This is a genomic window from Streptomyces sp. NPDC001663 (assembly GCF_042893105.1).
Taxonomy (GTDB): Bacteria; Actinomycetota; Actinomycetes; order Streptomycetales; family Streptomycetaceae; genus Streptomyces.
In genome coordinates this window covers 18,826-38,883 of the sequence record NZ_JBIAUR010000037.1, presented here as the reverse complement: position 1 = coordinate 38,883, position 20,058 = coordinate 18,826, and the positions used below count along the sequence as shown (strand labels likewise).

General features: G+C 70.7%; 16 protein-coding genes and 2 pseudogenes. 12 read left to right on the top strand and 6 right to left on the bottom strand.

All coding sequences use genetic code 11. From position 1 onward, the window contains the following. Nucleotides 1–65: 65 nt before the first annotated feature. Both ACFY1L_RS54740 and ACFY1L_RS54735 read right to left on the bottom strand, forming a co-directional pair. Nucleotides 66–260, bottom strand: coding sequence for a ferredoxin (locus ACFY1L_RS54740; protein WP_388843073.1), 195 nt, complete (start codon nt 258–260; stop codon nt 66–68). Between the two features lie 22 nt (nt 261–282). After that, the gene (locus tag ACFY1L_RS54735; RefSeq protein ID WP_388843072.1) at nt 283–1,521 is read right to left on the bottom strand and encodes a cytochrome P450; all 1,239 of its coding nucleotides are present in this window, start codon (nt 1,519–1,521) and stop codon (nt 283–285) included. A 153-nt stretch (nt 1,522–1,674) separates the two neighbouring features. On the opposite strand from ACFY1L_RS54735, the gene ACFY1L_RS54730 reads away from it, so the two are divergent. Continuing rightward, nucleotides 1,675–3,312 (top strand): fatty acid--CoA ligase, encoded by a 1,638-nt coding sequence (locus ACFY1L_RS54730; RefSeq protein WP_388843071.1) that lies wholly within the window; start codon nt 1,675–1,677, stop codon nt 3,310–3,312. A 66-nt stretch (nt 3,313–3,378) separates the two neighbouring features. Here ACFY1L_RS54730 and ACFY1L_RS54725 read toward each other — a convergent pair whose 3' ends face one another. Together ACFY1L_RS54725 and ACFY1L_RS54720 are read right to left on the bottom strand one after the other, a co-directional pair. Then, nucleotides 3,379–4,863, bottom strand: a complete 1,485-nt coding sequence (locus ACFY1L_RS54725; RefSeq protein WP_388843070.1) for an aldehyde dehydrogenase — start codon at nt 4,861–4,863, stop codon at nt 3,379–3,381. Nucleotides 4,864–4,888: 25 nt separating this feature from the next. After that, nucleotides 4,889–5,986 carry an NAD(P)-dependent alcohol dehydrogenase gene (locus ACFY1L_RS54720; RefSeq protein ID WP_388843069.1) on the bottom strand — a complete coding sequence of 366 codons (1,098 nt, stop codon included), beginning with the start codon at nt 5,984–5,986 and terminating at the stop codon, nt 4,889–4,891. 106 nt (nt 5,987–6,092) lie between these two features. Between ACFY1L_RS54720 and ACFY1L_RS54715 the strand changes: the two genes are divergently transcribed. The 7 genes from ACFY1L_RS54715 to ACFY1L_RS54685 all read left to right on the top strand — a co-directional run bounded on the left by ACFY1L_RS54715 (nt 6,093) and on the right by ACFY1L_RS54685 (nt 13,799). Then, nucleotides 6,093–6,911, top strand: coding sequence for a crotonase/enoyl-CoA hydratase family protein (locus ACFY1L_RS54715; RefSeq protein ID WP_388843068.1), 819 nt, complete (start codon nt 6,093–6,095; stop codon nt 6,909–6,911). Nucleotides 6,912–6,928: 17 nt separating this feature from the next. Then, the gene (locus tag ACFY1L_RS54710; RefSeq protein ID WP_388843067.1) at nt 6,929–8,092 is read left to right on the top strand and encodes a thiolase family protein; all 1,164 of its coding nucleotides are present in this window, start codon (nt 6,929–6,931) and stop codon (nt 8,090–8,092) included. Between the two features lie 181 nt (nt 8,093–8,273). Continuing rightward, nucleotides 8,274–9,044: an SDR family NAD(P)-dependent oxidoreductase gene (locus ACFY1L_RS54705; RefSeq protein ID WP_388843066.1), complete on the top strand. Its 771-nt coding sequence runs from the start codon at nt 8,274–8,276 to the stop codon at nt 9,042–9,044. Between the two features lie 66 nt (nt 9,045–9,110). Then, complete coding sequence (locus tag ACFY1L_RS54700; RefSeq protein ID WP_388843065.1) at nt 9,111–10,319, top strand: acyl-CoA dehydrogenase family protein; 1,209 nt, start codon at nt 9,111–9,113, stop codon at nt 10,317–10,319. Further along, complete coding sequence (locus tag ACFY1L_RS54695) at nt 10,316–11,371, top strand: phosphotransferase family protein (RefSeq protein ID WP_388843064.1); 1,056 nt, start codon at nt 10,316–10,318, stop codon at nt 11,369–11,371. The genes ACFY1L_RS54700 and ACFY1L_RS54695 overlap by 4 nt, the downstream gene beginning before the upstream one ends. Continuing rightward, nucleotides 11,368–12,126, top strand: coding sequence for an SDR family NAD(P)-dependent oxidoreductase (locus ACFY1L_RS54690; protein WP_388843063.1), 759 nt, complete (start codon nt 11,368–11,370; stop codon nt 12,124–12,126). Before ACFY1L_RS54695 ends, ACFY1L_RS54690 begins: the two co-directional genes overlap by 4 nt. Before the next feature lie 137 nt (nt 12,127–12,263). After that, nucleotides 12,264–13,799 carry an MFS transporter gene (locus ACFY1L_RS54685; RefSeq protein ID WP_388843062.1) on the top strand — a complete coding sequence of 512 codons (1,536 nt, stop codon included), beginning with the start codon at nt 12,264–12,266 and terminating at the stop codon, nt 13,797–13,799. Here the strand turns inward: ACFY1L_RS54685 and ACFY1L_RS54680 are convergent. Beyond that, nucleotides 13,768–14,313, bottom strand: coding sequence for a TetR/AcrR family transcriptional regulator (locus ACFY1L_RS54680; RefSeq protein WP_388843061.1), 546 nt, complete (start codon nt 14,311–14,313; stop codon nt 13,768–13,770). The genes ACFY1L_RS54685 and ACFY1L_RS54680 overlap by 32 nt on opposite strands. Before the next feature lie 455 nt (nt 14,314–14,768). Here ACFY1L_RS54680 and ACFY1L_RS54675 point away from each other — a divergent pair, with 455 nt between their 5' ends. From ACFY1L_RS54675 to ACFY1L_RS54660, 4 genes and pseudogenes are all read left to right on the top strand, one after another. Next, on the top strand, nt 14,769–14,990 hold the full coding sequence (locus ACFY1L_RS54675; protein WP_388843060.1) for a hypothetical protein: 222 nt from the start codon (nt 14,769–14,771) through the stop codon (nt 14,988–14,990). 15 nt (nt 14,991–15,005) lie between these two features. Then, nucleotides 15,006–15,818, top strand: a pseudogene (locus tag ACFY1L_RS54670) (galactosylceramidase); the annotation flags it as partial. 138 nt (nt 15,819–15,956) lie between these two features. After that, nucleotides 15,957–17,237, top strand: a complete 1,281-nt coding sequence (locus ACFY1L_RS54665; RefSeq protein WP_388843076.1) for an RICIN domain-containing protein — start codon at nt 15,957–15,959, stop codon at nt 17,235–17,237. Between the two features lie 648 nt (nt 17,238–17,885). Beyond that, the gene (locus ACFY1L_RS54660; RefSeq protein ID WP_388843059.1) at nt 17,886–19,586 is read left to right on the top strand and encodes a carboxylesterase/lipase family protein; all 1,701 of its coding nucleotides are present in this window, start codon (nt 17,886–17,888) and stop codon (nt 19,584–19,586) included. Nucleotides 19,587–19,871: 285 nt separating this feature from the next. Here ACFY1L_RS54660 and ACFY1L_RS54655 read toward each other — a convergent pair. Next, nucleotides 19,872–20,015 (bottom strand): annotated as a pseudogene (locus ACFY1L_RS54655) (transaldolase); the annotation flags it as partial. Between the last annotated feature and the right edge of the window lie 43 nt (nt 20,016–20,058).

Sequence of the window (20,058 nt, the reverse complement as noted above, 5' to 3'; positions counted from 1 at the left end):
CACGGCACGCAGCCCCGCCAGAGAGGCACCTACGACGACCAGTCGCCGGGATTCACTCATGACAGTCACTCCCCCACCAGCCGGAGGGCCTCGGTGGGGCAGCTGGTGACCGCTGCCTCGATCTCGGCCAGTCGCCCCTCGGGGACGGTGTCGGTCCTCAGGACGAGGGCACCGTCGTCGTCCACCTCGAAGACGTCGGGGGCCATGGACTCGCAGATGCCGAGGCCGGTGCACTTGCCCCGGTCGAGCAGGATCTTCATGTCTGGGTCGCCTCCTCGGGCGTCAGGATTCTTGCGCGGCCGGGCCGAGATGGACCGGAAGCCGCCGTATTCCGTTGATGAAGTTGGAGCGGAACCGCTCGGGTTCGCCGGTCACACGCATGTGCTGGAAGCGCGCGAACAGCCGGCCGAGCAGCGCACGGGCCTCCATCCGGGCCAGGCTGTTGCCGAGGCAGAAGTGGGTGCCGACGCCGAAGGCGAGGTGGTTCACCGGATTGCGGGTGATGTCGAAGCGGTCCGGGTCCGGGAACACGGCCTCGTCGCGGTTGGCCGAGCCGTAGAACAGCACGACCTTCTGGCCCTCGGCGATCTCCTGACCACCGAGGACGGTGTCGCGGGTGGCCGTACGCCGGAACTGGATCACCGGCGAGTGGAAGCGCAGCACCTCCTCGATCGCGGAGGGCAGCGACTCCGGGTTCGCGAGCAGGGCGTCCCACTGGTGGGGATGCTCGCCGAGCGTGAGCACGGCGCCGGTGAGGAGGTTGCGGGTGGTCTCGTTGCCCGCGATCACCAGCAGTTGGAAGAAGCGCATCAGCTCACCGGCCGACAGCCGTTCGCCGTCGACCTCGGCGTTGACGATGGTGCTCCACACATCGCCGGTGGGGTGCGCGCGCTTGATGCGGGTCTGCTCGGCCGCGTAGCCGAACATCTCGGTGAAGGCGGAGAGGAAGGCGGGGAGACCGCCGTACGACGGGTCGTCCAGCCCGACCATCCGGTTCGTCCAGTCGTACAGCAGACCGCGGTCGGCGGGGATCACCCCGAGGACGTCGGCGAGGACCCGCAGCGGCATCTCGGCGGACACCTGCTCCACCAGGTCGATCTCCGCACCCGGTTCGAGACCGGAGACGATCGCCTCGGCATGGGCGTCGACGGAGGCGAACAGCCCCTGGACCATGCGCGGCGTGAATGCCTTGCTGACGATGGACCGCATCTTGCCGTGCTCGGGCGGATCGATGTTGAGCATCATCTGCTGGAGCGCGGCGAGGTCCTTGGGCCGCTGGTCCCTGAGGAACGTCGCCCCCTGATGGGACGAGAAGACGGCCGGGTCGCGGGACACGGTGACGATGTCCTCGTAGCGGGTCACGGCCCAGAACCCCGGGCCGCCGGCGAAGCCCTCGGAGGGCGGCTCCTCGATCCAGGCGACGGGCCGTGTGCGGCGGAGCTCGGCGAACAGCCCGTGCGGGACCCCGTCGCGGTAGGTGTCCGGATGCCCCAGGTCAGGGCCCCACGTCTGAGTGGTCACTCCAGCTCCTCGGATCCCTCGGTTCGAAAGACAGGACAACGTACGACCATTGTTTTTGACCGTACGTACGGTCTAACGTAAGTCCACAGTCTGTCGGCGGTCAAGCCCGGCAGGGGTCACGCGACGAGCTGAGCGCGTCGGGAAGGGCGGACCATGGACAGCACGATGCAGGAGACGGAGCTGCTGGTCAGCGGCATCCTCCGGCACGGGGCCACCGTGCATCCGGACAGCCGCGTCCATCACTATCTGGGAACAGGCGGGACCGGCAGTACCACGACGGGTTTCGGGGAGCTGGCCGGACAGACCGAGCGGCTGGCCGCCGCACTGACCATGCTGGGGATCGGACGGGACGACGTCGTCGCCACCCTGGCCTGGAACACCCCCGCCCATCTGGCGGCGTACTTCGCCGTCCCGGGCATGGGCGCGGTCCTGCACACGCTGAATCTTCGGCTGCACGACGAGCAGTTGGTCTACATCGCCAACCACGCGGGCGACAAGGCGGTCCTCGTGGACGCCGATCTGGTGCCACAACTCCAGCGGATCATCGGCCGGTTGACCACGGTCCGCCATGTGATCGTGGTCGGCGAAGCACGACTTGAGGCGCCGGCGTCGGTCACCGTGCACGACTACGAGACCCTGCTGGCCGCCGCCTCCCCCGGTTTCGACTGGCCGGAGCTGCCGGAACGCTCGGCGGCCGTCCTGTGCTACACCACCGGCACCACCGGCGCTCCCAAGGGGGTCGCCTACAGCCACCGTTCGATCTACCTGCACACCCTGCAGATCTCCACCGGCAGCGCCTACGCGATGAGCGACGCCGACCGGGTGCTGCCCATCGTGCCGATGTTCCACGCCACGGCTTGGGGCTGGCCGTACGCGGCCTGGCTGGCGGGATCGGATCTGATCATGATCGACCGGTTCCTTCAGCCCGAGCATCTCGCCGCGGCGATCGGCGACTTGCGGGCGACCGCGGCGGCGGCGGTGCCGACGCTGTGGAGCGGCCTCGACGACCACGGGGTCCGTACGGCCGCGGACTACAGCAGTCTGCGGCTGGCCGTGGCGGGCGGCTCGCCTTTGTCGGCCGCGCTGGTGGACGGCTTCCACGCCCGCCACGGGGTGCGCCTCACGCAGGGCTGGGGCATGACCGAGACCAGTCCCCTGCTGACCTTCTCCCGCCCGCCGCACGGCACACCCGACGGTGAGGAGACGGGGTGGGCCACCCGCAGCGGCCGGCTCGTGCCCGGCGTGCGGGCCCGGGTGGTGGAAGAGTCGGGGGCGGAACTGCCGTGGGACGGAAAGGCCGTGGGCGAGATCGAGCTGGCAGGGGCGACCGTCGTCGGCTCGTACTTCCGGATCGGGGCCGAGGAGCAGGCGGACAAGTTCCGCGACGGCTGGCTGCGCAGCGGTGACCTGGGGGTGATCCACCCCGGAGGGTGGGTGGAACTCAAGGACCGGCTCAAGGACGGCATCAAGAGCGGCGGCGAGTGGATCTCCACCGTGGAACTGGAGAACGCGCTGGCGGGACATCCGGCGGTCGCGGAGGTCGCCGTGGTCGGGGTGCCCGACCCGCGGTGGGAGGAGCGGCCGTTGGTCTGCGTCGTCCTGCGCGAGGGCGCGGTCGCCTCTGCGGACGAGCTGCGGGCGTTCCTCGACGGGCGGGTGGCGCGCTGGTGGCTTCCGGAGCGGTGGGCGTTCGTCGAGCGGATTCCGAAGACCAGTGTCGGCAAGATCGACAAGAACGGCGTCCGACGGTCGTACGCCGACGGGGAGTTCACGGTGTCGATGGTCGGCTGAGCACGGTTGCGGGCAGAACGACGGGGCCGCCGCACCGATCCGGTGCGGCGGCCCCGTCGCGGTCACTCACCGGCGCAGGTAGACCGACTTGTACTCGACGTACGCGGCGAGCCCCTCCGGCCCCAGTTCGCGGCCCAGTCCACTGGCCTTGGCGCCTCCGAAGGGTGCGCCGAGATCGAGGTTGTAGAAGTTCACGCCGACCGTGCCGGTGCGCATCCGGCGGGCGATCTCCAGTCCCTTCTCCTCGTCGGAGGTCCAGACGGTGCCGGCCAGCCCGTACGGGGAGTCGTTGGCGATGGCCACGGCCTGGTCGAGATCGTCGTACGGGATCACCGCCAGGACCGGGCCGAAGATCTCCTCGCGGGCGACGGCGGCGGAGTTGTCCACGTCCGCGAAGACGGTGGGTTCGACGAACCAGCCGCGCTCGAAGCCCGCGGGCCGGCCGCCGCCGGTGACCACCCTGGCCCCGTCCGCCCGGCCCGCGGCGATGTAGGACTCCACGCGGTCGCGCTGCCGGGCCGACACCAGGGGGCCCACCCGGGTGGCCGCGTCGGAGGGGTCGCCGACGCGCAGGGAACGCGCGAGGTCCGCGACCGCGTCGACGACCTCCTCGTAGCGGCCGCGTGGCGCGAGGATGCGGGAACTGGTGTAGCAGGTCTGGCCGCTGTTGAGCAGGCAGGCCCAGGCCAGTCCGCGGACCGCCGAGGTGAGGTCGGCGTCGTCCAGGACGATGGCCGCGCTCTTGCCGCCGAGTTCGAGGGTGACGGGCCGCAGCAGCCGCCCGCAGACCTCGCCGATGGCCCGGCCGACCTCGGTGGACCCGGTGAAGGCGACCTTGTCGACGCCGGGGTGGCCGACCAGGTACGCGCCGATGTCGCCGCCACCGGTGATGACGTTGACGACGCCGTCCGGCAGGCCGGCTTCCAGTGCCGCGTCGGCGAGTTGGAAGGCGTCCAGCACAGTCTCGGGCGCCGGCTTGACGATGACGGCACAGCCCGCGGCGAGGGCGGCGGCAACCTTGAACATGGTCAGCGACTGGGGGAAGTTCCAGGGGACGACGGCGGCGACCACCCCGACCGGCTCGCGGCGCACGACGGTGGTTCCGGAACCGGACGCGGCCGGGCGCCGCTCCTCCTGCGGGACGGTGCGGGCCAGCTGCGCGTAGTAGCGCAGCGTCTGGGCGGGGCCCGGGCCTTCGACCGCGCTCGACACCGAGATCGGCATGCCGTTCTCGGCGGTGACCAGGCGTGCGGTGTCCTGCGCCCGGCGTTCCAGCGCGTCGGCCAGCCGGTCGAGCGCCGCCGCCCTGCTCTCGGTGTCCCAGGACGCCCAGGGTGTGTCGGTGAGGGCGCGCTGGGCCGCGGCGACGGCGGCGTCGACGTCGGCGGGGGCGGTGCCTGGCGCCCGGCCCACCGGCTGTTCGGTGAAGGGCGAGACCACCGCGATCGCATCCGGCGCGGTGCCGGGCCGCCATGCGCCGCCGATGAAGAGGCGCTCTCGGTGGTACAGCGGGTCTGCCTTCTCCGGTATCGAATAGGCTTGTTCTGACATCGGATCGGCTTGTTCTGACATCGGTTCAGCTCCCGGGCAGTAGGACGGGTTTGACGGTCTCGCCGGAGGCGGCGTGCCGTTCGGCGGTGTTGATCTCGCTCAGCGGATAGGTGCGCACGAGACGGTCGAAGGGGAAGCGGCCCTGTCGCCACAGCTCGATCAGCCGGGGCAGGAACAGCCGGGGTACGGCGTCGCCCTCGAGGATTCCCATGACGTTCTTGCCCGTCGCCAGGGCGGCGGGGCCCAGCACGAGGTCGCGTGACTGGGCACCGACGAGGCCGATGGTCCCCCGGGGCCGCAGGCTGTCGACTCCGGCCCTGATCACTTCCGGCACGCCGGTGGTGTCGAGCACGTAGTCGGCTCCGCCACCCGTGATCTTCCGCAGCTGTCGGGCGATGCCGTCACCGCCCTCCAGGGCGTGGCTCGCACCGAGTTCCTCGGCGAGTTCGAGTCGGCCGCGGTGCAGGTCGACCGCCACGACGGTGGAAGCGCCGGCGATCCTGGCCGCCATCACGGCGGCGAGCCCCACCCCTCCCGCGCCGAACACCACGACGCGCGCACCGGCTCGGACACCGAGGGCCAGCAGGATCGCCCCCGCTCCGGTCTGGATGCCGCAGCCGAGGGGTGCCAGCAGATCGAGCGGCAGGTCCTGGTCGACGACGACCGTGTTGCGTACGTCGACCAGGGCGTGGGTGGCGAAGGAGGACTGGCCGAACCAGCGCGAGGCGACGGGCTTTCCGTCGGCGTCGGTCACCGGCTGCGGGTCGGCCGCCGTTCCGGTGCCGGTGAGGTTGCGCTGGAAGAACGCGTGGCAGTAGGCGGGGTGGCCGTCCAGGCAGCTCTCGCAGGTTCCGCAGTGGTCGAAGGACAGCAGAACATGGGCCCCGACCGGTGGTTCGGTGACCCCGGGGCCGAGGGCCTCCACCACGCCGGCGCCCTCGTGGCCCGCGATGAGCGGAGGCCGGGCGAGGAACCCCGGGTCACGGGGCAGCACGTCCGTGTGGCAGAACCCCACGGCCGCGATGCGCACCCGTACCTGCCTCGGTCCGGGGTCGGCGAGGTCGACGTGTTCGATGGCGAAGGGCCCGTCACTCGCCCTGAGTACCGCTGCCTGAATCCGCATGTCCGCTCCTGAAGCGTGCCGGTCCTGTCCGCCGACGCTACTGTTGACCGTACGAGCGGTCAACAGTAGCGTCGAGTGCATCACCCACCCGACGAAGGAGCCGAGCGTGGCCCTCTCCGTAGAAACCCCGGACCTGCCGGACCAGGAGGCCGCCGCCGTCCTGCGTCGGCACGGGCCGGTCGCCGTGATCACCCTGAACCGGCCCCGAGCGATGAACGCGGTCAACGCCGCGATGTCGACGGCCATCGGCAGCGCCCTGCGGGAACTGGACGAGGACCCCGACCTCAAGGTCGGCGTGATCACCGGAGCGGGCCGGGCCTTCTGCGCCGGCGCCGACCTCAAGGAACTCGGGGCCGGCCGGCAGGTCAGCGCTCCGGGACACCCCGAGTGGGGGTTCGCGGGCCTGGTACGCCACCTCGTGGACAAGCCCCTCATCGCCGCCGTCAACGGTTTCGCGCTCGGCGGCGGCACGGAGATCGTGCTCGCCTGCGATCTCGCCGTGATCAGCGAGGACGCGCAGCTCGGGCTTCCCGAGGTGAAACGCGGGCTGGTCGCGGCCGCCGGCGGGCTGCTGCGACTGCATGTGCAGATCCCGCCCAAGGTCGCCGCCCACGCCATCATGACCGGCGAACCGCTCAGCGCGGCCACCGCACTGCGCTGGGGTCTGGTCAACCAGGCCGTGCCCGCGGACCAGGTGCTGGACGTCGCCCTGGACCTCGCCGGGCGGATCGCGGCCAACGCGCCCCTGGCCGTACGGGCCAGCAAGCGCATCATGCGCCGCAGCGCCGAGTTCGGCTCCGACTGGGAGCCGGAGGTGTGGGAGATGAACGAGGCCGAGTTCGACGAGGTCCGCCGCAGCGAGGACGCCGTGGAAGGCCCGCGGGCCTTCGCGGAGAAGCGCGCTCCCCATTGGCAGGGCAAGTGACGACAAGGAGAACGGCCGTGCAGTCAGCGGTGATCGTGGACGTCGTACGGACGCCGTCCGGCAAGGGCAAGCCCGGCGGCGCGCTGTCCGGGACCCATCCGGTGGAGCTCCTCGCCACTGTGCTGCGGGAGTTGCTGCACCGCAACGACCTCGACGCGGCCCTGGTGGACGACGTGATAGCCGGGTGCGTCGGGCAGAACGGTGAGCAGGCCCTCAACATCGCCCGCAGTGCGGTGCTGGCCGCCGGGCTGCCCGAGAGCGTGCCGGCCACCACCGTCGACCGGCAGTGCGGCTCCAGTCAGCAGGCCGCGCATTTCGCGGCGCAGGGCGTGCTGGCGGGCGCGTACGACATCGCGATCGCCTGCGGTGTCGAGTCCATGAGCCGGGTGCCGATGTTCTCGGCGGTCCAGGGCGAGGATCCGTACGCCCCGCTCGCCTCGCGCTATCCGGACGGCCTGGTCCAGCAGGGAGTGTCGGCCGAACTCATCGCCGCGCGCTGGAAGTTCGGCCGCGAGGAGATGGACGCCTTCGCCGCCCGTTCCCATCGGCTCGCCGCGGCCACCGCCGCCGCGGGAGGCTTCGAGGCCGAGATCGTCCCGGTCGGCGTCCACACCGCCGACGAGACGGTCCGGCCGTCCACCACACCCGAGACGCTGTCCGGTCTTCGGCCGGTGTTCCGGGACGACACGATCGCCGGCCGGTTCCCGGAGATCGAGTGGCGGGTCACGGCGGGCAACTCCTCGCCGCTCACCGACGGTGCCTCCGCCGCGCTCATCATGAGCGAGGCCAGGGCCGAGGCCCTGGGGTTGCGGCCCCGCGCCCGGTTCCACTCCTTCGCCGTCACCGGCAGCGATCCCCTGCTGATGCTCACCGGCGTGATCCCCGCGACCCTGCGCGCACTGGACCGCGTGGGCCTGTCGATCGACGACATCGACGCCTTCGAGGTCAACGAGGCCTTCGCCGCCGTACCGCTCGTGTGGCAGCGGGAGACCGGCGCCGACCCGGAGAAGGTGAACCCGCGCGGGGGCGCCATCGCCCTCGGCCATCCCCTCGGCGCGTCGGGCACCCGCCTGCTGACCACCCTGGTGCATCACCTGGAGGCGACGGGTGGCCGCTACGGCCTCCAGACCATGTGCGAGGGCGGCGGCATGGCCAACGCCACGATCATCGAGCGGCTGTGAAAGCCACGCGGCCCGCCCGCGCGGACCTGTTCTCCTCACAGCGTCCCCAGCTCACCCGCATGGACCTGTTCTCCCCACAGCGCCCCCGGCGCACCCGCACGGATCTCTTCTCGCCACAGCGCCCCCGGCGCACCCCCGGCCACCTCAGTGGTCCGGGATCACTTCGCGAAAGGCAATACGCATGAATCTCCCGGCCAGTTCCGCCCTCGTCACCGGCGGAGCCTCAGGACTCGGGTTGGCCACCGCGCGGCGCCTGGCGGCGGCCGGGGCCCGGGTGGTCATCGCCGATCTTCCCTCGTCCGCCGGCAAGGCGGTCGCCGACGGACTCGGCTCTCAGGTCGTCTTCGCTCCCACCGATGTCACCGATCCCGAGCAGGTGGCGTCCGCGCTCGATCTGGCGGTCGACGCCGCGCCGCTGCGGGTGGTCGTCAACTGTGCCGGCATCGGGGACCCGGGGCGCGCCGTCGGCAAGGACGGGCCCCTCGCTCTGGAGCGGTTCAGCCGGGTGGTCGAGATCAACCTGATCGGGACGTTCAACGTCATCCGCCTGGCCGCGCACCGCATGCAGCGGGCCGAGCCGACCGGGCCGCTCGGCGAGGAACGCGGGGTCATCGTCAACACCGCCTCCGTGGCCGCCTTCGACGGGCAGATCGGACAGGCCGCGTACTCCGCCTCCAAGGGCGGCATCGTCGGTATGACCCTGCCGATCGCCCGCGAGCTCGCCTCAAGCCTGATCCGCGTGGTCACGATCGCGCCCGGCCTGTTCGCCACCCCCATCCTGAACCAACTGCCGGAGGAGGCACGCCGTTCGCTGGGCGCCCAGGTGCCGCACCCCAGCAGGCTCGGCGACCCGGACGAGTACGCCGCCCTCGTCGAGCACATCGTGGCCAACCCGATGCTCAACGGCGAGGTGATCCGCCTCGACGGGGCGATCCGCATGGCCCCGCGCTGACAGCACGCCTTCACCGAGACAGGTCGGCCGCCGACCCACCCGTACGATCCGAAAGGCCAGATCACCGTGCCCATCCAGTTCGACATCGAACCCGACGTCGCCCAACTCGCCGAACGGACCCGGCTGTTCGTCCGTGAGGTCGTGATTCCCGTGGAAGCCGAGACCGGCGGCAGGCTGCACGACGCCCCGGAGAAGGTCCGCCGGCAGCTCCAGGACGGCGCGCGTGCCGCCGGGCTGCTCTCCCCGCATGTGGGACGTGCCTGGGGCGGCCTGGGTCTGGACACCCGCGGTCAGGCGGAGGTGTTCGAAGAGGCGGGCTACTCGCTGCTGGGGCCGCTCGCCCTCAACATCGCGGCTCCCGACGAGGGAAACATGCACCTCCTGGAGAAGGTCGCCACGCAGGCACAGAAGGAGCGCTACCTCGCTCCCCTGGCCGCCGGTGACATCCGGTCGTGCTTCGCCATGACCGAACCGGCCCCGGGCGCCGGTTCCGATCCGAGCGCACTGGCCACCCGCGCCACCCGGGTGCCGGGAGGCTGGCGCATCGACGGCCGCAAGTGGTTCATCAGCGGTGCGCGGGGTGCCGGCTTCGCCATCGTCATGGCCCGCACCGGCGGCGAGCCGGGAGACCGGGGCGGAGCGACGATGTTCCTCGTCGACGCCGACCTGCCCGGTATGACCATCGAGCGGGACCTCAAGACCCTCGACGAGGGCCTGTTCGGGGGCCACAGCGAGATCGTCTTCGACAACTGCGTGGTCGGGGACGACCAGGTCCTCGGCGAGGTGGACCAGGGCTTCGCGTACGCCCAGGTGCGGCTGGCTCCGGCCCGGCTGACGCACTGCATGCGCTGGCTCGGCCTCGCCCGGCGGGCCCAGGACATCGCCCTGGAGCGGGCGGGCACGCGCGAGGCGTTCGGCTCGCGGCTCGCCGAACTCGGCATGATCCAGCAGCACTTGGCCGACTCCGAGATCGACATCGCGGCGAGCCGTGCCCTCATCCGGCACACGGCGTGGCTGCTCGACACCGGCGCGCGGGGCGCCCAGGAGTCCTCCATCGCCAAGACCTTCGTCGCCGAGGCCGTCGGACGTGTCGTCGACCGGTCCCTGCAGATCTGCGGAGCCCTGGGAATCTCCTCGGACATCCCGCTGTCCCGCTTCCTGCGCGAGGTCAGGGCGTTCCGTATCTACGACGGCCCCTCCGAGACCCACCGCTGGGCCATCGCGCGGCGGGCCGTCAGCCGTCACGCGCGCGGGCTTGAGGAGAGCGCGTCATGACCGCGCCCGAGATGTCGGCCGCCGCACCGGCCGGTCTGGACCTGCCCGGCCTCCAGCGGTGGTTCGATACGCACGTGGCCGAGTTCTCCGGCCGGCTGCGGGCCCGCCTCATCCAGGGTGGCCGATCGAACCTCACGTACGCCCTCGACGACGGTGGGCCGGTCCGTTGGGTGCTGCGCCGCCCGCCCCTGGGCACGCTGACTCCCAGCGCCCACGACATGTCCCGTGAGTACCGTGTCGTCGCCGCTCTGCACGGCACCGGCGTACCGGTGGCCCGGCCGATCGGTCTGTGTGAGGACTCCTCGGTCCTCGGTGCTCCGTTCGCCGTGGTCGAGTACGTGGACGGGACGGTCATCCGCAGCGCGGAGGACGCCGCGTCGCTCACGCCCGCTCTCCGGCACAGCTGTGCGCTGGAGCTCGTCGACCGGCTCGCCGCCCTGCACCAGGTGGACCCGGAGCCGGTGGGGCTGGCCGACTTCGGCCGGCCCGAGGGCTATCTCGCACGGCAGGTGAAGCGGTGGCGCGGCCAGTGGGACCTGGTCGCCACCCGGGAGACACCCCATCTGCAACGGCTGCACTCCGCGCTGTCCGACCGGCTGCCCCCGCGCTCCGGAAGCGGCATCGTCCACGGCGACTACCGCCTGGACAACACGATCCTCGACCGGGCCCGTCCCGACGTCGTCCGTGCCGTCGTCGACTGGGAGATGGCCACGCTCGGCGATCCGCTCGCGGACCTGGGCATGCTGCTCGTCTACTGGGACACCGTCACCGAGCCCGTCCTCGGGGTCCGGCACGTCCTGGACGGCAACCCGGGCTTCCCCACCGCCGCCGAACTCGCCGACCACTACGCCTCACGAACCGGCGCGGATCTGAGCCACCTCCCCTTCTACCGGGCACTCGGCTACTTCAAGCTCGCGGTGATCGCGGAGGGCATCCACGCCCGCCACCTCAAGGGCAAGACGGTCGGCGAGGGCTTCCACACCGTCGGTGACGCCGTACTGCCCCTGCTGCAGGCCGGCCTCACCACCCTGAACAGGCAGGACACCGCATGAGCCGTACCGCACTCGTCACCGGGGCCTCCCGAGGCATCGGCGCGGCCATCGCGTCACGCCTCGCCGCCGGCGGCTGGAATCTGACGCTCGCGGCCCGCACCCCGGAGCCTCTGACCGCGCTGGCGGACAGACTGCGTGCCGAGTACGGGGTCCGGGTGCACACGACGCCCGGTGACATGGCTGTCGAGGCCGACATCCACGAGGTGGCGCGCCAGCACCTCACGACGTACGACGACCGGCTCGACGCGCTGGTGCTGAGTGCGGGCATGGGCCAGGCGGGCTCGATCGAGGGCTTCCCGCTGTCGCGGCTCGACAAGCAGTACGCGGTGAACCTCCGCGCCCCGTTCCAGCTGGTCCAGGAGTGTCTGCCCGCGCTGCGCGCCACCGCGGCCCTCGGTCCGGACGAGGTGACCGGTGTATGCCACGGCGCGAAGGTGGTGGCCGTCGCCTCGCTCACCGGCATGGTGGCGGAGCCGTCGCTGTCCGCGTACGCGGCCACCAAAGCCGCCCTGCTGTCACTGTGCGAGTCGGTGAACGTGGAGGAGTCGGAGGCGGGAGTCTCGGCGTGTGCCGTCGCTCCCGGTTACGTCGACACCGACATGACCTCCTGGATGCACGACCGGCTGGCGAGGGAGGAAATGATCACAGCGGCGGACGTCGCGGAAATGGTCGCGTCCGTGGTCGCCCTCTCCCGTTCGGCCGTCGTCCCGAGCATCGCGATCACCCGGCCGGGCCGTCACCTCTGGCGGGCCTGACTGCCTCGACGATCATTGAGGGGACCGCCGCCCGGTCTTTCCGGGCCTTGACGCCCTGCGTTCTTCGACCCATCTCTACTGTACCGTCCAGACGGTATAGTAGAGTCATCGTAAGACGCTCAGGAAGGGGTCCGCTCATGACCACTCAACCGCCCATCCACTCCCCCGCCCGACGATGGCTGATCCTGGGGGTGCTGTGCCTGCCCCTGCTGGTGACCGTGATCGCGGCCACGGTGCTCAATGTCGCCCTGCCTCAGCTGACCGAGCAGCTGGACTCCTCGGCGGTGCAGTCGCTGTGGATCGTCGACAGCTATTCGCTGGTCCTGGCCGGTCTGCTCGTCGCGGGCGGCACCCTGGCGGACCGTGTGGGACGCAAGCGCACCCTGCTCATCGGCTGTGTTCTCTTCGGGGTCGTCTCGGTGGGCAGTGTCTTCGCCGGCTCGGCCGGTGAACTCATCGCCGCCCGCGCCCTGCTGGGCCTCAGTGCCGCCGTGATCATGCCGTCCACGCTGTCGATCCTGCGCAACGTCTTCACCGACCAGCGTGAGCTGGGCAGGGCGGTGGCGATCTGGACCGCCGTGGGAGCGGCCGGCGCGGCCGCGGGACCGGTCGCGGGCGGGCTCCTGGTGGAGCACTTCGGCTGGCAGGCGGCGTTCTGGGCGGCCGCGCCGGTGATCGCGCTGTGCGTTCCGCTCGTCGCGTTCTACGTGCCCGAGTCCCACGGCTACCGTGAGGGCCGTTGGGACGTACCGAGCGTGCTGCTGTCCCTCGGCGGCGTCGTCGGCGTGGTCTACGCGATCAAGGAGCTCGGGCACGGACTGACCACGACCACGGTCGCCGCGTTCGTCGTCGGTGTCGCCCTGCTGATCGCCTTCGTCGTCCGCCAGCGCCGGCTGGCCCATCCGCTGCTCGACCTGAGCCTCTTCACGGACCGCCGCTTCACCATCGGCGCGATGTGCGTCCTGCTGGGCATGTTCGCGCAGTTCGGTCCGATGTACTTCCTCAGCCAGCGCTTCCAGCTCATTCAGGGCTACGGCCCGATGGCCGCGGGCATCGCCCTCGCCCCGATGGCGATCGCCGCGCTGTTCGCCACCAGCGTCACCACCCGCCTGATGCCGCGTATCGGCCTGCGCGGCACACTCGTGACCGGATTCGGGATCGCGATCGCGGGCCTGCTCATCCTGGCCTACGTACCCGTGTCGGCCGGTTACGGCCCGCTCGGCCTGGGCCTCACCGTCCTGGGACTCGGTGCCGGAATGGCCGTGATCGCCGCGACCACCACCCTCATGCAGGTGGCCCCGCCCGAGCGGGCCGGAGGCGCCGCCGCCATCCAGGAGACCGGCTACGAACTCGGCGCCGCCCTCGGCGTGGCAGTCCTCGGCAGCCTCACGAACGTCGCCTACCGGGGTGGCATGACCAGCCTTCCCGAGGTACCGAAGGCCGCCCAGCACGCCGCCCGCGACTCGATGGCCGCCGCCACCGAAGCGGCCGGCTCACTGACCGGCCCGTCCGGTACGGCGCTGCTGCACCACGCCCAGGACGCGTTTCTCCACGGTCTCACCGTCGTCCACCTGGCCTGCGCCGGCGCCCTCGCTCTCGCGGCCTTCGCGGCCCACGCGGTGCTGCGCAAGGCACCGGAGATCAAGCCCGACGCGCTCGCGTCATCGCACTGAGCACCGCACGGACCTCTTCTCCCAGCTCGTCCGACGGCAACGGGAAGCCGAACAGCCGGGAGAAGAACCAGCCGTCGGCGGCCAGCCGTACCAACGTGGCCTGCGCCGGATCGATGCCATCCGCCTCGATCCGGCGCTGCAGTTGTTCGTAGTACTCCCGGATCGGCACCAGCAGCTCCGGGTCCAGCGTCGCCGCGGCCAGCATCGCCGCCGCCAGCCGCTCATGGCGACGGCCCGTGTCCGAGGCCGGCACGTCCGTACTGCTGTCGAGGAAAGCCCGCGTCGCCGCGCCGGGCTCCTCGTCCTCCAGCGCTTCGTAGTCCAGGGTGAAGTGCTCCATGAGCCGCTCCACCATCCCGGCGACCAGCGCCTGCTTGCTGCGGAAGTGATACAGCAGCCCGCCCTTGCTCACGCCGGCCACTGTGGCCACCCGCTCCAGCGTCAGATGGACCGCGCCCTCGTCCAGCAGCACGTCCTCAGCCGCGTCAAGAACCCTGTCCCGCGCACCCGCCATGATCCAGCCCTTCCTTCGCAGTACCGGATGGACGGTACAGCAAGGCACTGCGCCGCGGACCGTTCCCAGGCCGGGACATGCGCCGCGGACACGGTCCGTCGGCCACTCCCCCGGACGGCGCGCTGACGTCTGCGCAAACGATTACCCAGATCTGTGTCCAGGATCTTGACCCGGTGACACCGCCCTTATAAGTTGCCGTCCGCTCGGTTACTTTCCTTTTCGTTGTTTTTAGGCGCCCTCGGTCCCACCGAACCGCACAAAAGGTTCCAAGGGTCGATGGTCGTCGGCACCAGCCTCACAAAGCGCGGCCGTTGTGTGCACGAGACAAGAAGGCCGAGCAACCTCCCCCTCGCCGCGCTTCCCCGCACAGCAGCGAACCTCTCCCCCGGTCCAGCGCTCACACGGGCCTGTACCCCGTCGCGTCCCCACGCGCCCGCACCTCCCCAGGAGGCACCGTGCCCCACGTCCTGATACCGCGTCACCGACACGGGAGGCGGCTGGCAGTGCTGGCCGCCCTGCTCCTCGCCATAGCCCTGCTCAGCGGACGGGCCTCCGCACCGGCCGTCGCCGCGACCAGCACCGCCGTCACCGTCGACGGCGCGAGCGGCGGCCGTACCTTCGACGGCGTCGGGGCGATCAGCGGGGGCGGCGGAAACAGTCGCCTGCTCTACGACTAGCCGGCCACCCAGCGCAGCGAGATCCTCGACTACCTCTTCAAGCCGGGGTACGGCGCGGGCCTTCAGATGCTCAAGGTAGAGATGGGCGGAGACACCAACTCCACCGACGGTGCCGAGACCAGCATCGAGCACACCAAGGGCACCATCAACTGCAACGCCGGCTACGAGTGGTGGCTGATGGAGCAGGCCAAGGCCCGCAACCCCGACATCAAGCTGTTCGCCATGCCCTGGGGAGCGCCCGGCTGGATCGGCAGCGGCAGCTTCTACTCCCAGGACATGATCGACTACTACCTGTCCTGGCTGGGCTGCGCGGCCCAGCACGGCCTGACGATCGACTACGTGGGCGGCTGGAACGAGAACGTCTACAACGCCTCCTGGTACGAGAGCCTCAAGTCATCGCTCATCTCGCACGGTTACACCTCCGTCAAGCTCATCGGCGGCGACAAGTACGGCACCAACGCCTGGACGATCGCCACCGGCATGAAGAACGACAGCGCGCTGTACTCGGCGGTGGACGTCGCCGGCGCCCACTACCCGTGCGGCTACGTGACCACGATGACCACCTGCACCTCGACCTCCGACGCCCAGAGTCTGGGCAAGCCCATCTGGGCCAGCGAGAACGGCTCGCAGGACGCGGAGACCGGCGCCCTGCCCGTCGCCCGTGCCCTCAACCGGGGTTACATCGACGCGAAGATGACCGCCTACATCAACTGGCCGATCGTCGCGTCCATCTACTCGAACCTGAGCTACGACACCGTCGGCCTGGTCAACGCGAACCAGCCGTGGTCCGGCAACTACACCGTCGGCCGCACCACCTGGGCCCTCGCGCAGACCACTCAGTTCACCAAGCCGGGCTGGAAGTACCTCGACACCGCCTCCGGTTACCTCGGCGGCGACCGCGCCAACGGCAGCTACGTCAGCTACGCCGCGGCCGACAAGAGCAACTGGTCCACCGTCTTCGAGACGATGGACGCCACCGCCTCCCAGACGGTCACCCTCAGCACCGCGGGCGGTCTGCCCGGCGGCACCCTGCACGTGTGGTCCACCGATCTGTCCGCGCCTGCCGCGTACTCCCCGCGCATGGTGCAGGGCACCGATCTGACGGCCAGCGGCGGAACGTACACGCTCACCCTCGCACCCGGCCACATCTACACCGTGACCACCACCACCGGTCAGGGCGCGGGCAGCACCACGCCGCCGCAGCGCTCCCAGCTGTCGCTGCCCTACTCCGACACCTTCGCCGGGTACACCGCGGGTGCGGAGGCGAAGTACTTCGCCTCGATGAACGGCGCCTTCGAGTCGGCCCCCTGCGGCGGCGGGCGCAGCGGCCAGTGTCTGCGCCAGATGGCCCAGTCCGTGCCGATCCAGTGGACCCACGAGACCAGCCGCCAGCCCTACACCCTCATGGGCGAGCTGGGTTGGAGCAACTACACCGTCAGCTCGGACGTCCTGCTGGAGAAGAGCGGCAGCGCCGCCGAGATCATCGGCCGGGCCGGCACCCAGGCGATCAACAACGGCGGCCTCAACGCCTACCACCTGCGCCTGTCCGACACGGGCGCCTGGTCGCTGCAGAAGACCAACACCGCCTGGACCTGGACGACACTGGCCTCCGGCACGGTGACCGCGCCCGGCACGGGCACCTGGCACAATCTGTCGCTGGGCTTCCAGGGCACCACGATCACGGTCAGGATCGACGGCACCACCGTCGGCACCGTTACCGACAGCAGCTACCAGGGCGGCCAGATCGGGCTCGGCACCGCCGACTACTCCCCCGTCCAGTACTCCAACCTGTCCATCACCCCCGGAACGGTGCCCGACCTCTCGGGCAAGTACGAGATCGTCAGCGTCCGCAGCGGCAAGGCGCTCGACGCCTGGCAGGTGGGCACCGCCAACGGCACGCTGATCGACCAGTGGGCCTACTCCGGAGCCACGAACCAGCAGTGGACCCTGGCCAGGAACAGCGCCGGCTACTACACCATCACCGGCGTCGGCAGCGGCAAGGCCCTGGACATCCCGGCGGCCACCAACTGGTCCGGCATCCAGCTCCAGTTGTGGTCCGGCACCGGTCAGCCGAACCAGCAGTGGCAGATCGCCCCGACGGACGGCGGCAACTACACCATCGAGTCCCGCCTGAACGGCTACATGGTCGACGTCTTCGGTAACTCGACGACCAACGGCGCGGCCATCGACCAGTGGCCCAACTCCGGCGGCACCAACCAGCAGTGGCAACTGGTCAAGATCTCCTGACCCCTGCGGGCACAGAAGGAGGTGGCAGACCCGTCCACGGGCCTGCCACCTCCTTCCGCGTGCACGACTCCGTGACGCGCATTCCGGACGAAAGCTGCCATTGCGGACATCGCACGATGAGTCAACCCGGTGTTCATGTAGGGGAATGCAGTATTGCGATGTGACCGCTGGGCGCACCCTTGAGCAGCGCTGCCCCGGGGGGAACGGAGCTGGCGCCGGGCGGACCGTGGCGCCCCGGTCGTGACCGCCCTCCGGCCACCGTGACGGCACCAGAGCATCAGCATCCGCTTGGCGGAGAACGGCTCTGGGTGGGAGCGCCGAGGCGCTTGTCACCGAGCAGGTCACGCACTTCCTCGAAGCGGGTGACTAGCCAGACCGATCCCCGGCAGGCGTGCTGACCGGTACGACCGGCGTTTCACTGCGCAATTGCTCGCGCAGAGGCGCGAGGTCCAGCAAGTTGGGCCTCGGGAAGGGAAGTTGCCGACGCTCGACCACACCGGGAAACGAACGATTTGCTTACCCGTCACGCCGTTGACGGCCCTGCTCGCCGCCTGGAACCTTCGGTCGGGCGTCCGTCGGCGACGCGAGCGACAAGTACAGGAAGCCGGCTCCAGGACAGCGTGCGACAGCAGTGAAAGGTGACTCCCTGTGGTGACTCCACCCAACGACCGGCGTCCGACAGAAGGAGCACCGAGCCGCCGTACGGTTCTCGGCGCGACCCTCGTCGCGACGGCTTCCGCCGCGACGGTGCTGCGCCTCGGCACACCCGCCCACGGGCTCACGGCGGCGGACGAGGCCGGGGCCGGGCGGACGCCCGTGGGCCCGGTCGGCGTCGAGACGGGACGGCTCTCGGGAACGGCCACCGCGTTACCCGGCGTGACGGTCTTCAGGGGCGTGCCCTACGCGGCCACCACCGCAGGCGAGCACCGCTGGCGGCCCCCGCGCCCCGCGCCCACGTGGTCGGGCCTGCGCGCGGCGGACACCTTCGGTGACGCCTGCCCGCAGGGCATACCGCCCTGGGTGACCTCGCCACCGACGATGAGCGAGGACTGCCTGAACCTCAACGTCTGGACGACCACCGCCGAACCGCGGTCGAGGCGGCCGGTGTTCGTCTGGTTCTACGGCGGCCGGTTCAACGGGGGATTCGCCTCGGACCCGGCCTTCGACGGCGCCGGCCTGGCCCGTCGGGGCCTGGTCGTAGTGACGGTGAACTACCGCACGGGTCCACTGGGCTTCCTGACGGTCCCCCAGCTCACGGCGGAGTCCGGCAACGACTCCTCGGGCAACTACGGACTCCTCGACCAGATCGCCGCCCTGCGATGGGTCCAGCGCAACATCTCCGCCTTCGGCGGCGATCCCGACCGGGTCACCATCGCGGGGCAGTCCGCCGGCGCGGCCTCCGTACTGGACCTGGTCTACGCACCGCTCGCCCGGGGACTGTTCCACCGTGCGGTCGCGGAGAGCGGAGCACTGGGGCCGCACGACCCGGAGATCGCCGCTCTGGCCAGCTCCTACCGCCCCTCCCTGATCGTCGCCGAGGCCCAGGGCACGGCCTGGGCCGCACAGCGGGGCGCCACCACCCTCGCCGAGATGCGTGCGCTGACCGTGGCCCAGGTCCTGACGGACGACAACCAGAACGACAGCAGCGTCAGCAGCCCGGTGAACGGCTCGCCGCCTCTGTTCCGCCCGGTCCTCGACGGGTATGTCCTGGCCCGCTCCTACGGAGACTCGCTCGAGTCCGGCCTGCACAACGACGTTCCCGTGCTCACCGGAAACAACAAGGACGAGAGCGGCGCAAGTTCGACACCGGCCACTACTCTGGCCGCCTTCCGTGACCTCGCCGCCAGGAAGTACGGCTCCATGGCGGAGGAGTTCCTGTCGCTCTACCCGGCGGCCGACGACACGGAGGCGGGTGAGCAGGCCAACGCGTCGATCCGGGACGGCTTCCGCGTCTCCACCTCCCTGTGGGCGACGGCGTGGGCCCGCCGCGCCAAGAGCCCGGTGTTCACCTACTTCTGGACCCACGCGCCACCCGGGGCCGCGCAGATCCCCGGAATGACCGGTGCCTACCACGGCTCGGAGATGAACTACGTGTTCGACAACCTCTACGCCACCGACCGGCCCTGGACCGCCGAGGACCGGCGCATCGCGGAGACGATGTCGTCCTACATCGTCAGCTTCGCCACGCACGGCGACCCCAACCGGGCGGGGCTCCCACACTGGGCTCCGGCGCGCCCAGATCAGTTCTCCACGATGGAACTCGGCGACCACTGGCGCCGGATCCCCGACGCCGGCGCCGGGAAAACCGACTTCTTCCGGCGCTACTACCCGACCCAGCCGACCTGGTAGCGCCCCGGCCCCGGTTCGACGGGACGGCACTCCCCCTCAGTCTCTTCCAGCTCAGGGGGGCACGGGCCGCGAACCCGACTCGGCGCCACCGAGCCGGCCGCAGCCGGTCCCTTGGTGGAGCATCGCGACGTGCCCCGGTGTCGCGGACGGCTGGTGCCGCGCCCTGAGAGGACTCCGCCAGGCCTGTCCGGCGGTCCTGTTGCCAGGCCTTCTTCGGGGCGAGACGCTCGAGCTCGGTGGAGACAGAGTTCAGTGAATCGGTCCTCGCCCGCTCGTCCGTGTATCCCGGGTTTTCACACCGGTGGAGGCCCACAGGGGGCGCTGCTTGTCGGCGCCTGGCTGCTCCAGGGCGGCCCAGCGAGCCGAGGAGAAGAACTCCTCGTACGCCTGGTAGGCCCGCCGGGCGTTGGCGAGCGCAGCCTTGCCCCTTGTCTGGATCAGGGTGTTGGGGCGGTCGACCAGCCACGCAAGG

What these genes read in the sequence shown, in the direction of transcription:
- ACFY1L_RS54740 (WP_388843073.1), bottom strand. Translation starts at nt 260, where the DNA reads ATGAAGATCCTGCTCGACCGGGGCAAGTGCACCGGCCTCGGCATCTGC.
- ACFY1L_RS54730 (WP_388843071.1), top strand. Translation starts at nt 1,675, where the DNA reads ATGGACAGCACGATGCAGGAGACGGAGCTGCTGGTCAGCGGCATCCTC.
- ACFY1L_RS54725 (WP_388843070.1), bottom strand. Translation starts at nt 4,863, where the DNA reads ATGTCAGAACAAGCCTATTCGATACCGGAGAAGGCAGACCCGCTGTAC.
- ACFY1L_RS54720 (WP_388843069.1), bottom strand. Translation starts at nt 5,986, where the DNA reads ATGCGGATTCAGGCAGCGGTACTCAGGGCGAGTGACGGGCCCTTCGCC.
- ACFY1L_RS54705 (WP_388843066.1), top strand. Translation starts at nt 8,274, where the DNA reads ATGAATCTCCCGGCCAGTTCCGCCCTCGTCACCGGCGGAGCCTCAGGA.
- ACFY1L_RS54695 (WP_388843064.1), top strand. Translation starts at nt 10,316, where the DNA reads ATGACCGCGCCCGAGATGTCGGCCGCCGCACCGGCCGGTCTGGACCTG.
- ACFY1L_RS54690 (WP_388843063.1), top strand. Translation starts at nt 11,368, where the DNA reads ATGAGCCGTACCGCACTCGTCACCGGGGCCTCCCGAGGCATCGGCGCG.
- ACFY1L_RS54685 (WP_388843062.1), top strand. Translation starts at nt 12,264, where the DNA reads ATGACCACTCAACCGCCCATCCACTCCCCCGCCCGACGATGGCTGATC.
- ACFY1L_RS54680 (WP_388843061.1), bottom strand. Translation starts at nt 14,313, where the DNA reads ATGGCGGGTGCGCGGGACAGGGTTCTTGACGCGGCTGAGGACGTGCTG.
- ACFY1L_RS54665 (WP_388843076.1), top strand. Translation starts at nt 15,957, where the DNA reads ATGGACGCCACCGCCTCCCAGACGGTCACCCTCAGCACCGCGGGCGGT.